Source organism: Pseudarthrobacter sulfonivorans, assembly GCF_001484605.1.
Lineage (GTDB): Bacteria > Actinomycetota > Actinomycetes > Actinomycetales > Micrococcaceae > Arthrobacter > Arthrobacter sulfonivorans_A.
The window spans coordinates 1,749,654-1,761,458 of record NZ_CP013747.1; the positions used below are offsets into that span (position 1 = coordinate 1,749,654).

Sequence of the window (11,805 nt, forward strand, 5' to 3'; positions counted from 1 at the left end):
TTTTCGCTGTTATATAAATCTGGTCCGGCCTTAGGCGGGGACGCCAGCCTGTTCGGCCTGTATGCGCTGCTCTTCAAGCAGCCGGTGACGGTCGGCGCGGCGCTTCTCCTGGCGGTCCGGGTCCGGCACCGGAGAAGCGAGCAGCAGCCGCTGCGTGTAGGGGTGTTCGGGGTCGCGCGTGACAACGTCTGCCGGGCCCTGCTCCACTATTTCTCCACGGTACATCACGGCTACACGGTGGCTGATGTGGCGGACCACGTCAAGGTCGTGGGAGACAAACAAGTAGGACACGCCGGTGTCCTTCTGGATCTGCAGGAACAGATCCAGAACACGGGCCTGCGTGGAGAGGTCCAGGGCACTGACCGGCTCATCACAGACGATGAGTTTCGGCGACAGTGCCAGTGCACGGGCGATGGCCACGCGCTGGCGCTGGCCGCCGCTGAACTCCCGCGGGAGACGGTGGATGGCATCCGAGGGCAGGCCTACCTGGTCCAGGAGCTCTTTGACGCGCTTCTTGGCTGCTGCCTGCTCCATGCCTTGCACGCCCAGCGGTTCCGCAAGGATGTCGCCGATCTCCAGGGCAGGGTTCAGCGACGTGTACGGATCCTGGAAAACCACCTGCATGTCTCGGCTCAGGACGCGGCGCTGCTTCCGGCCGGCGTGGCTGATGTCCTGGCCTTCGAAGGTGATCTTGCCACCGCTTACGGGCGCGAGCCCCAGCACCGCCCGGCCCAGGGTGGTCTTGCCGGAGCCCGACTCCCCCACCAGGCCCAGGGTCTCGCCCTGGCCGATGCTGATGTTTATATCCGTCAGGGCGCGGAATTTCCGTGCCCGGAACCCTTTGCCGGCGTACTCCACCACCAGGTTGTCCACCCGAAGAAGTTCTTGGCGTGCCGGCGCTGATTCCGCGGCGCGCAAGGCTGCAGTTTCGGTCACAGTACGTTCTCCTTGGCAGTTGATGACGCAGTTGCAGACGAAGCAGCTGACACCAGCATGGTCATGGGTTCCTTGCCTTCCAGCATGGAAGCCAGCAGGGTCTGGGTGTAGCGTTCTTTCGGTTCGCGCAGGATCTCCCGTACGGGGCCTTCCTCCACCAGCCGGCCGTTCTGCATGACCACAACGCGGTCACAGAGGTCAGCCACAACGCCGAAGTTGTGGGTCACCAGAATGACGCCGACGCCGAGGCGCCGCTGGAGGTCGCGGATGAGGTCAAGGACATCGGCCTGGACCGTGACGTCCAGTGCCGTAGTGGGCTCATCGGCAATGATGAGGTCCGGTTCGCAGCTGATGGCACCGGCGATGAGTACGCGCTGGGCCATGCCGCCGGAGACCTCGTGGGGGTAGGCCCTGAAGGTCCGGTCCGGGTTGACGATTCCGACGTCGGAGAGCAGCTTCATGGCCCGAGTGGTGGCTTCTGCCTTGGAGATTCCCAGGACCCGCACCATGGGCGTGACCAGCTGGTAGCCGATGGTGAATGCCGGGTCCAGGTTGCTCATGGGTTCCTGCGGGATGTAGGAAATCCGCTTGCCACGCAGCTTGGAGAGACGATCCTGGCTGACCTTTTCCTCGCCGGGTGCAACGGTGTAGTTGCCATCGAACTGGATGGAGCCGCCCACGATGCGCGCGGTGTCCGGCAGCAGGCCCAGGATGGAGAAGGCGGTCTGGGACTTGCCCGAACCGGATTCGCCCACGATGCCGAGGATTTCGCCGCGGTCCACGTGGAAGGAGACGTCGTCCACCACTTTCTTGATCGATCCGTTGGCCTGGGGGTAGCCGACGCCGAGGTTGGTCACCTTGACGAGGTGGTGTTCGGTCCCGGCCTCGACGGCGGCGGCAGTCTTTCGTGCTGCCCGCGTGACCGCGGCACCAGCGGCGGGTGCCGCCGTCGTGCTATTCGCCTGGACCTTCCTGCGGTGCTTGATCTTTTCGCCGTCTTCCAGGGCGTCGCGGATAGCGTTGCCCAAGAGGACCAGGGCGCCGATGGTCAGCGCCATGGCAAGCGCGGGCCAGAAGAGCAGAGTCGGGGTGAGATAGACGTTCTTGAAGCCTTCGCTGAGCATCACACCCCAGGTGGCCTTGGCCGGATCGCCCAGGCCCAGGAACTCGAGTCCGGACTGGATGGCGATGGCCACGCCGGCGATCGCTGCCGTCTGGATGATGATGGGCGCGCGAACCACGGAAAAGATGTGGCGGGTGATGATGCTGAGGTCTGACAGGCCGGAGACGCGGGCGGCATCAACGTAGAGCTCGTTGCGGACCGACTGCACCGCTGACCGTGTCAGGCGGAAGTAGGAAGGGCTGATCAGGACGCCGAACGCGATCATGGCAATCCATACCGACGGACCGAACGCAGCCCGGATGGTGAGGAGGACGATCAGGCCCGGGAGGCTCATCAGGATACTGACAATCCAGTTGGAGACAGATTCAAACTTGCCGGCGTAGTAGCCGGCCACGAGGCCGGCGGGCAGGCCGATCGCGATGGCAACTGCGGCGCAAAGGAGCGCGGAGCTGAGGGTCAGCTGCGCCCCGAAGAGCAGCCGGCTCCAGACGTCACGGCCGGAGCTGTCAGTGCCCAGGATGTTGACTGCGTCCGGGGCGGCGAGGGTCTTGGAGATGTTGGCGAAGTTCTCGTCGAACGGGGCCAGGACATCGGCGAAGACAGCCATGACGGCCATGGCCAGCAGGATGACAATGGCGACGACGCCCATGGGATTCTTGAACAGGCGCTTGAGGACTGTTGACCGGACGACAGTCCCGGTCTGGCCTGACGTCCCAGGTGCGGGTGTCAGTGCTGAGGTTTCGACGGACTCGGTCACGAGGCACGCACCTTCGGGTTAAGCCAGCCGTTGAGCAGGTCAACGATGAGGTTGACCACAATGACGACGGCGACGGTGTACATAACAACGCCCATGACCACCGGCTGGTCACTCTGGCTGGTGGCGGCTACGGCCAGCGGCCCCATGCCGGGAAGGGCAAAGATCTGCTCGATGATGACCACGCCGCCCAGCATGCCGATCAACTGGAGGCTGAGCACGGTCAGTCCAGCCGGAGCTGCGCTGCGCAGGACGTGCTTGAACAGGACCTCGCGCTCACCGATGCCGCGGCTGCGCAGGGTGCGGACGTAATCGCGTTCGAGCTGCTTGATGACGGCGCTGCGGATCTGCTGGGCACCGCTGGTGACGCCGTTGATCAGCAGGGCGATCACCGGAAGGGTCAAGGAAAGCACCCAGGCATCCGCGCTCACACCGGGCGAAATGGTGCTGGTGGCGGGAAACAGGCCCATCTGGATAGCAAGGATGGTCACCAGGATGATGCCGATGACAAAGCCGGGGACAGAATCGCCGATGATGGCACCGATCTGGACCACGCGGTCCACCCAGCCGCGCTTTACTGCTGCGGCGACGCCGATGAGGGTGGCGATGATGGAGATCAGGAGCATGGCTGCAATCACCATGGTCATGGTCACCGGAATGCGCGTGGCAAGGGCGTTGGAGACGGGTTCAGAGGTGAACCAGGACGTGCCCAGATCCCCCTGCAGGGCGCCCGTGAGCCAGCTGAAGTAGCGCGTGAGGATGGGCTGGTCGAGCCCCAACTCCGCTTCTTTCACGGCCAGCTGATCCGGCGTTGCCTGGTCGCCCAGGATGTTCCGTGCAATGCTGCCGCTCGATACATATAGCAGGGAAAAAACGAGGATCGAGACGGCGAACAGGACTACGAGTCCGCTGCCGAGGCGTTTAAGGATGAAAGTGATCATTGCTGGCTCCATTGAACTGGCATGGATTGGTTGGCCCGATCCGGCAGCCCACCGTTGGTGATGGGCTGCCGGACCTGCGCAGGTTATTGTGTGGCTACGTACCCGGTATTACTTGGCGGGCGAGTAGTTGTAGATCGATGGAACGGCCTGCTGGACCTGCGGTTCCACGGTGATCTTGGAGTTGTGGTAGTACATCTGGTTGACCCGGTACAGCGGGGCGAACCACGCCTGCTCCACCACGTACTTGTTGACTTCCTGGGCCAGCTTGCCAGCGTCCTTGCCGCCCTTCTCGACTGCATCGATCTTTGCCTGCAGCTCGGGAGTGGTGTTCTTGAACGGGTTGTAGAGGGCCTTCGTGGAGACGATCTGGTTGGTGGCAACCCACGGCTCACCTTGGAACAGCGAGAAGAAGATGGCGGTGAACTTCTGCGCTGAAATGTCCGTGGTATAGGTGTTGGTGATCGCGGCGCCGACGTTCAGGGTGATCCCGATATCGGACAACTGCTGTTTGACCACCGCGAGCTGGGTTTCGAAGCCCGGGACAGCCGGGACGTCGAGGACGACGCCGGTTTCGTAGCCGGCTTCCTTCAGGAGCGCCTTACCCTTGGCCGGATCGTAGCTGTAGTAGTTCTCCAGCTCCTCAGTCCAGGCTCCGCTGGCCTTGCCGAACGGCTGCGAGGTCGGGGCGCCCTGGCCCATCAGGACCTGGTCCACAATCGTCTTGCGGTCAAAGGCGTAGTTGATGGCCTGGCGGACCTTGACGTTCCCCAGTGCGGGGTTCTTTGTACCGTCGCGGTCCATCAGCAGGAGACCCTGCCAGTCCACCTCGGTGGAGACCAGCTTCATCTTGGCGCCTTCGGCCTGCTTGCCGGTCTTGGGGTCCAGCAGCGTGGCGTCAACCTGTCCCGAAACCAGGGCGTTGGTCCTGGCGGTGCCGTCAATCAGGATCTTGAAGGTGATTTTCTCGAACTTCTGGAGGTCCTTGTTCCAGTAATCCTTGCGGACCGTGAACACGGACTGTGAGTCCTTGACCGTGGCGGCCTTGTCCATCACGTACGGACCACTGCCCACGGGCTCGGTCTTGATACCCTCAGTGCCCAGCGCCTTCGGGCTCCCCATCAGGCCTGCGGCCTGGCTGAGGTAGAACTCCAGCGAGGGATCCGGGCTCTTAAGGTTCAGTTCGATCGTGTCGGCATCCACAACAGTGACGTCGGAGACGGCGGTCAGCTGTGCCATCTGCGGGCCGTTGGCCGTCTTGAAGTGGTCCAGGTTTGCCTTGGCTGCCTCGGCATCGAACTTGGCGCCATCGCTGAAGGTCACGTCCGTGCGAAGGTCCACGGTGAGCTTCGTGTTGGTGTCGTTGTACTTCCACTCTGTAGCCAGCATGGCGCTGAGCTTGCCGTCCGGTTCCCGCAGGATCAGGGAGTCGTACGCTGCCTGGTAAGGCTGGAGATAGTGACCGACGTGGGCCTGCGCCGGGTCCCAGGAGCGGAGTTCCTGAACGGCACCCAGTGTCAGCGAGGCTGTTTTGGCCGTACCGGTGCCACCCGCGGCACCGCCGCCGCACGCGGTCAGCGTCAGTGCTGCGCTGACGAGAATGGCGGCAGCTGCCGCCTTGGGACCTAACTTCATTGTTGGCTCCTGAATCTGTGGAACGTGAGAGTTGCAAAGTCGGCCGGTGTGGCGTGGGCCACACCGGCCTTCGAGATTCAGAGTACGCATAATTGCCAACTTTGGCAACCGATTGTCAATATTGTTGCAATCTTGGCGAAAATGGCCGCGAATGAAACGTTCTAAGGGCTTCAACCGGTTGCCATAAGGCGGTCAGGAAACTTTTGCCGCCGCGTCCGGGTAGCTCTGCCGGTAAATTTCCTTGACGATCCTCAGCGATTTTTCCGCTTCCTCAGGGTCGATCCAGAACGGACCCTCGTCACCGAGCCGGGCATAGAAGTCGCTGATGAGCAACTCATGCGAGACCCCCCAATAGCCGCGCCCACCGGACTCCACCACACGCTCGGGAACCACTTCAACGCGGCCGTCCGCATAGGTGACCGTCAGGTCCCCGCGAAGACTGAGCGTCGCTTTTTCCGTGACGATGTCCAACGTAACCGGCGCGTTGACGGCGTTGGCGAGCGTGGCATAAAAGGCGCTGCGCGCACCGTTGGCGTGCCCGGCAACGAACTCCGCAGTGTCCTCCACCTCGATGGTTTCGCCCAGGAACCGGGTGGCCGCGTTGCCGGACAACGAAACGACGTCGCCCACCAGCCACTGCAGCAGGTCAACGGTGTGGATGGCCTGGTTCATCATGAGCCCGCCGCCGCCACCGTCCCAGGTACCCCGCCACGGCCGGCTGCGGTAGTAGTCGGCGTCACGGTGCCACAGCACCGTGGCTGAAGCCCCCGTTACAGCACCCAGCTCACCGGAGGAAAGCAGGGCATGCATGGCCTGGGAGGTGGCGTTGTAGCGGTTCTGAAAGCAGACCGCGATCTTGGCGGTGGACGCTTTCGCGGTCTCCACCAGCCGGTGGCCCTCCTCGAGCGTGTGCGCGAGCGGCTTTTCCACAATCACATTCACGCCACGCTCAAGGCAGTCCGCCGCGATCGAGGCATGCATGTTGTGCGGCGTCGTAATGTGCACAACATCCGGTCCGATGGCCTCAATCATGCTGAGGTGATCGGGGAATCCCGGGACGCCATAGGCGGCCACGGCTGCCGCGAGGCGGCCGGGATCTGAGTCACAGACCCCAGCCAGCCGCGCGCCGTCGAGCTTTGCGATTGCCTCAAAGTGGACTGCCGACACATCACCGCAACCAATAACTGCGGCCTTGAGGCCGGTCACGAAAGTTCGATTCCGTTCTTGGCAGCAAGGACCGCGAAGGCGCGCGCGGCCATGCCGAAGGCAACCGGACCGGAGAAGCCGCCCAGTTTGTGGTGGCTGGCGAGGTGGGGTTCGAGTGAGGCAAAGCCTGCGTAACCGTCCGCCTTCAGGGCAGCAATGGTGGCGTCCAGTTCGCCGTCGCCGTGGCCGGAAGGCACAACCTCACCCGTGGCCATGATGGCGTCCTTGACCTGGAGGTATTCGAGGTAGGGGCGGAGCAAGGCGTAGCCATCGGTGTAGGGGCGGACGCCAACCTGGACGAAGTTGGCGTTGTCCCAGGCAATCCGCAGTGCGGGAGAGTCCACGGACTGCATGATGTCCAGGACGCGCTGCGGCGTATCGCCGTAGATGTCCTTTTCGTTCTCGTGCAGGAGTACGACGCCGGCGGTTTCGGCTTCAGCGGCCAGTGCCCGCATGCGCGTCAGGACGTCGTCGCGGATTTCCTCCGGCGTCTGGGCTTCGCTCCGGAAGAAGGAGAAGATCCGGATGTATTTGGTGTCCAAGCCCTTGGCCACGGAGATGATCTGGCGAAGGCGCTCCACCTCGTGCTCCACGGGCAGACTGATGTCCACCTTGCCGATGGGGCTGGCCACGGCTGAGACCTTCAGGCCCTTGGCGTCCAGGAGTTCCTTGAGATCGGCAACCTGCTCAGGCGTCATTTCTGAGACGTTGACGCCCCAGGCGCTGCGTACTTCGATGTAGTTTGCGCCGAGCGCCAGCAGGACAGCAGCCTGGATGGCAGGGTCCGTATCCACCTCGTCGCCGAATCCTGAGAGCGTCCAGACGGTGCTTGCTGCTTGGGTTGATGTTTCGGTCACGGGAATCTCCTTAGGTACGCCCGCGACGGGACAGCCTAGTGCCGCTCCGGCGCGCGGGTGACTCAGTTCACAAAAAAGTGCTGCCCTAAGTCTAGACGCGTCAACTGTCAATGACAACCGATTGCCAAATGATTGCAGGCTGTGGCAATCTAGGAGCTACAGGGCTGTGGCAACCGTCACAAGCCCCCTGTCATCCCGTTCAGTGAGGAGCGCGCCATGGCGATGCAAGCAGCCGGAACAGACCGCCCTGCCACCATCCACGACATCGCCGTGATCTGCGGGGTGGCCGCATCCACCGTGTCCCGTGCACTTTCCACTCCGGACCGGGTCAACATCCGGACCCGTGCCCGCATCGAAGCGGCGGCCGCCGAGCTGAACTACACGCCGAACAGCCAGGCGAAGGCCCTGAGCTCCGGCCGCACCGGTGCCGTCGGCGTCCTGGTGCCTGACATCACTAACCCTTTCTATTTTGACCTCATCCGTGGCACCCAGCTGCAGCTCAAGGCGGCTGGTTACACCCAGCTGCTCGTGGACACGGAAGAGTCCGACGAGGTAGAGGCCTCCACCGTGGAGCAGCTGCGCAAGAGCGCTGACGGAATCATCGTCGCTGCGTCCAGGCTCAGCGATGAGGCGCTGCTGGCCGCAGCCGCCAAGATTCCCATGGTGACCATCAACCGCGACGTACCCGGCGTTCCCGCCGTCGTGATTGACACGCCGTCCGCCACCAGCCAGGCATTGGACCACCTGATTTCCCTCGGCCACACCCGCATCGCCTACATGGCCGGTCCACTCACGTCCCAATCCAGCACACTTCGATGGAATGCCTTGGCGGCCGCCGCCGAGGACCGCGGCGTGGATGTGCGCAGGCTGGGCCCGTTCGCCCCCAAGACACAATCAGGTGCCGCAGCAGCAGACGCGGCCGTGCATTCCGGTGTCACCGCCTGCATTGCCTTCAACGACCTCATCGCGATCGGCATGCTCCAGCGGCTGCGCGAACGCGGCATCCGGGTCCCGGAGGACATGAGCGTCGTGGGCTGCGACGACATCTTCGGCGCGGACTTCTGCAATCCCCCGCTGACCACCATGGCTTCCCCGATCGAACAGGCCGGCCGCGTGGCCGTGTCCATGCTCCTGGCCCAGCTCAACCCCCTGGCGGGCGGTGGCAGCCGCAGCCGTTCGCTGATGCCTACACATCTCACCGTGCGCGGATCTACGGGGGCGGCACCGGCAACGCTGTAGCCCGGGGCCCTAAGTGTCCTTTCGCGCTGGGGTCCCCAAGTGTCCGTTCGCGCTGGGCTGTGAGTGGCTCGGGTAGACACGTGCGTGTTTCGGGTGGACACAGTTGAGCGTTGTTGACAGCGCTGACTAGGCTGGATCACATGCGCGAACTCCAGGCCACCATCATCGAAGAAATGGGCGTGCAGCCCCGGATCGACCCCCTTGGGGAGGTGCGCAAGCGGGTGGATTTCCTGAAGGATTACCTCCGGGCAACCCATACCAAGGGCTTTGTCCTAGGGATCTCGGGCGGGCTGGACTCCTCCCTCGCCGGCAGACTGGCCCAGCTGGCCGTGGAGGAGCTTGAGGCCGAAGGCGTGGAGGCCAACTTCGTGGCGGTCCGCCTTCCGTACGGCGTCCAGCACGACGAGGACGACGCCCAGGCCGCCCTGGACTTCATCCAGGCCAAGACGGAATGGACCTTCAACATCTCGGCCGCCGTGGATGGCTTCGAGGACGAATTCGAGAAGACGGTGGGGAACGGCATCTCCGATTTCCACAAGGGAAACACCAAGGCACGCACGCGGATGATCGCGCAGTACGCCCTGGCCGGCGAGCACAACTACCTGGTGATCGGCACCGACCACGGCGCAGAGTCCGTCACCGGGTTCTTCACGAAATTCGGCGACGGCGGCGCGGACATCCTGCCCCTGTTCGGCCTCAACAAACGCCAGAACCGCGAACTGCTGGCCGAACTGGGCGCCCCTGCCCGTGTCTGGGAAAAAGTACCCACCGCCGACCTCCTGGACGGCAGGCCCGGACGCACCGACGAGGACGAACTGGGAATCACGTACGACCAGATCGATGATTACCTCGAAGGCCGGGAGATCCCCGAAGCGGCAGCCGATCTGATCGAGCAGAAGTACCTCCGCACGCGCCACAAGCGCACCGTGCCGGTCACCATCTTCGATACGTGGTGGAAATAGACTGAGCCGACGCACGCCCGGTCGGACTGTCAGCCGAACCGGGGCCCTTTGAACCCTGTCTGGACCGATCCCGCCCGAAATGCCGGCGTGCCCGTGTCAAAGTGCCCCACAACGGCCCTCGCGGCGCCTCGAGTTACGGGATGAGCACGAGCTTGCCCCGGACGTGTCCCGCCCGGCTGAGGCCCAGCGCCCGGGCCGCCTCGGTGAGGGGGATCCGCTCCTGGATGTCGAAACGAAGTTTCCCGTTGGCAGCAAGACGGGCCGCTTCCGTCGCCCGTCCGTCAAGCAACCGGACGGGGGCAATTCCTGCAGCGTTGGACTCTTTGCCGGGCACGGTGGTTACCGCGTTGCCGTGACCACCCAGAAGCTCGACCGTGGCCGCCGTCGTCTCTTCCCCGCCAAAGGTGTCCACGACAGCGGTGATGCTGCCCAGGGAGCGGACGCGCTCCACGAGGCCTTCGCCGTAGGCCACAGGTTCGGCTCCGAGCCCGCGCAGGTAGTCATGATTCTGCTCCGAGGCGGTACCAATGACGCGGGCGCCGAGGTCCCGGGCGATCTGGACGGATGCCGAGCCCACACCGCCCGCCGCGCCGTGGATGAGGACGGTGTCCCCCACTTCGATGCCCAGCTGGACCAGGGCCGAATACGCCGCACCGCCCGCTATCGCCATGCAGGCCGCCTGCTCAAAATCGATGCCGGCCGGCTTCCGTGTCAGCTGGGCGGCCGGAAGGTTGGCCACGGCGCGGTAGCCTCCGGCGATGCCGTTCCAGATGACCTCGTCGCCCACATCGAACCCGGTCACGTCGGGGCCGACGGCGGTCACTGTCCCCGCAGCCTCACAGCCGGGAACGGCGGGGAGCTGCAACGGGAAGTAGGGTTCCAGGTAGCCCGCCACGACATTCCAGTCCATCGGGTTGACGGCGATGGCACGGACGCCAACCTGCACCTCGCCAAGACCCGGGGATGACTGCTCTTCTTCGCCCGCGGTGACGACGTCCGGGCTACCAAAATGGTCGAAAGTCATTCTGATGCTTTTCATGAGGCTGCGCTCCTTAGGCTCGACGCGATTGCGGCCTATGCTGCCAGCATCTTGCACATCGGATGTGTTCGCAAGCGCCTGCAGTTAGGTGAACTTGTCAGAGGTAGTCCGGGCCGAACCGGGGCACTTTGAGCCGCGGTTGGCGCGTATCGGCCTCTATTTGCCGGCGTGTCCGTGTCAAACTGCCCCGCGAGGGCGCGCGCCCAGTCGAGGCATCGGGGAAACTCAGCGGCGACGGCCGTGATTCAGCGGCCGGTCAGTGTTGAACTCAGTGTGGAGCTGATCCGGTGGGCTTCCTCCATCAGCAGTTTGCCCAGGAACTCCTGCCGTTCAGGCCGGAACCGGGGTTCGATGCCGGTGAGTGAAAGCGCACCCACCGGCCTGCCGAGCTGGTCGAACACGGCCGCCCCCATTCCCCAGCTGCCCTCCAGCACCAGGCCGGGGTTCACCGCAAAGCCATGCAGCCGGGTCCGTTCCAGATTCCTGCGCACCACGTCCATGCGGTGGCCTGCCGCGAAGCTGCCGGCGTGCTGGTCCCAGCCGGACAGGATGGTTTCCTGTTCCTCGTCCGGGAGGAACGCCATGATGGCGGTCCCGGCCGAAGCCACACCCAGTGGAAAGCGGACTCCCTCATGCAGCACGAAGGAGCGCACCGGGAAGCTGCCCTCCTCCCGCAGCACGCAGACCGTCTCCTGGCCCCTGCGGATGGAATAGAACGCGCTCTCGCCGGTCTCCTCCGCCAGCCGGCGCAGGCTTGGCCGCGCCAGATCCTCAAACGGGAAGCGGGCCGCCGCCACTGATCCCAGCAGGAAAATCTCAGGGCCCAGGATCCAGTTTCCGCTGCGGGCATCGTGGTCCAGTAGGCCCTCCGCAGCAAGGGAGGCCAGGAGCCGGTGGACGGTGGGGCGGGTCAGCCCGGACTCCCGGACCAGCCCGGCAATCGAGCTGCCCTCCGGCTTCCGGCCGACAAGCCGGAGCAGTGATGCGACGCGGCCCACCACCTGCGCCCCTTGGACTGGATTCTTCATTCGGATCACCAACTCTCAAGAAATTCTCCACAATGTGGACACCTCAAAGCCTAGCGTCCACGCTGTGAAATATCTGCCTTGCGGGCAG

At 64.1% G+C, this 11,805-nt stretch carries 10 protein-coding genes; 2 read left to right on the forward strand and 8 right to left on the reverse strand.

From position 1 onward, the window contains the following. Positions 1 to 30: 30 nt before the first annotated feature. The 6 genes from AU252_RS07675 to AU252_RS07700 form a co-directional block, all read right to left on the reverse strand. A complete protein-coding gene (locus tag AU252_RS07675; RefSeq protein ID WP_240484346.1) occupies positions 31 to 936 on the reverse strand; it encodes an ATP-binding cassette domain-containing protein in 906 nt (301 codons plus the stop codon). After that, a complete protein-coding gene (locus tag AU252_RS07680; RefSeq protein WP_083510311.1) occupies positions 933 to 2,816 on the reverse strand; it encodes a dipeptide/oligopeptide/nickel ABC transporter permease/ATP-binding protein in 1,884 nt (627 codons plus the stop codon). The genes AU252_RS07675 and AU252_RS07680 overlap by 4 nt, the downstream gene beginning before the upstream one ends. Continuing rightward, positions 2,813 to 3,754 carry an ABC transporter permease gene (locus AU252_RS07685; protein WP_058930205.1) on the reverse strand — a complete coding sequence of 314 codons (942 nt, stop codon included), beginning with the start codon at positions 3,752 to 3,754 and terminating at the stop codon, positions 2,813 to 2,815. The genes AU252_RS07680 and AU252_RS07685 overlap by 4 nt, the downstream gene beginning before the upstream one ends. 108 nt (positions 3,755 to 3,862) lie before the next feature. Next, positions 3,863 to 5,386, reverse strand: a complete 1,524-nt coding sequence (locus AU252_RS07690) for an ABC transporter substrate-binding protein (RefSeq protein ID WP_058930206.1) — start codon at positions 5,384 to 5,386, stop codon at positions 3,863 to 3,865. 192 nt (positions 5,387 to 5,578) lie between these two features. Next, positions 5,579 to 6,592 carry a Gfo/Idh/MocA family protein gene (locus AU252_RS07695; protein ID WP_058930207.1) on the reverse strand — a complete coding sequence of 338 codons (1,014 nt, stop codon included), beginning with the start codon at positions 6,590 to 6,592 and terminating at the stop codon, positions 5,579 to 5,581. After that, the gene (locus tag AU252_RS07700; protein WP_058930208.1) at positions 6,589 to 7,449 is read right to left on the reverse strand and encodes a sugar phosphate isomerase/epimerase family protein; all 861 of its coding nucleotides are present in this window, start codon (positions 7,447 to 7,449) and stop codon (positions 6,589 to 6,591) included. Before AU252_RS07700 ends, AU252_RS07695 begins: the two co-directional genes overlap by 4 nt. Positions 7,450 to 7,671: 222 nt before the next feature. Here AU252_RS07700 and AU252_RS07705 point away from each other — a divergent pair, with 222 nt between their 5' ends. Continuing rightward, the gene (locus AU252_RS07705; RefSeq protein WP_099093434.1) at positions 7,672 to 8,688 is read left to right on the forward strand and encodes a LacI family DNA-binding transcriptional regulator; all 1,017 of its coding nucleotides are present in this window, start codon (positions 7,672 to 7,674) and stop codon (positions 8,686 to 8,688) included. 140 nt (positions 8,689 to 8,828) lie between these two features. Further along, positions 8,829 to 9,650, forward strand: coding sequence for an ammonia-dependent NAD(+) synthetase (gene nadE, locus AU252_RS07710; RefSeq protein ID WP_058930210.1), 822 nt, complete (start codon positions 8,829 to 8,831; stop codon positions 9,648 to 9,650). 133 nt (positions 9,651 to 9,783) lie between these two features. Here nadE and AU252_RS07715 read toward each other — a convergent pair whose 3' ends face one another. Together AU252_RS07715 and AU252_RS07720 are read right to left on the reverse strand one after the other, a co-directional pair. Continuing rightward, positions 9,784 to 10,689 (reverse strand): NADP-dependent oxidoreductase, encoded by a 906-nt coding sequence (locus tag AU252_RS07715; protein WP_058930211.1) that lies wholly within the window; start codon positions 10,687 to 10,689, stop codon positions 9,784 to 9,786. Between the two features lie 245 nt (positions 10,690 to 10,934). Next, positions 10,935 to 11,717, reverse strand: a complete 783-nt coding sequence (locus AU252_RS07720) for an IclR family transcriptional regulator (protein WP_058930212.1) — start codon at positions 11,715 to 11,717, stop codon at positions 10,935 to 10,937. Positions 11,718 to 11,805 lie beyond the last annotated feature (88 nt).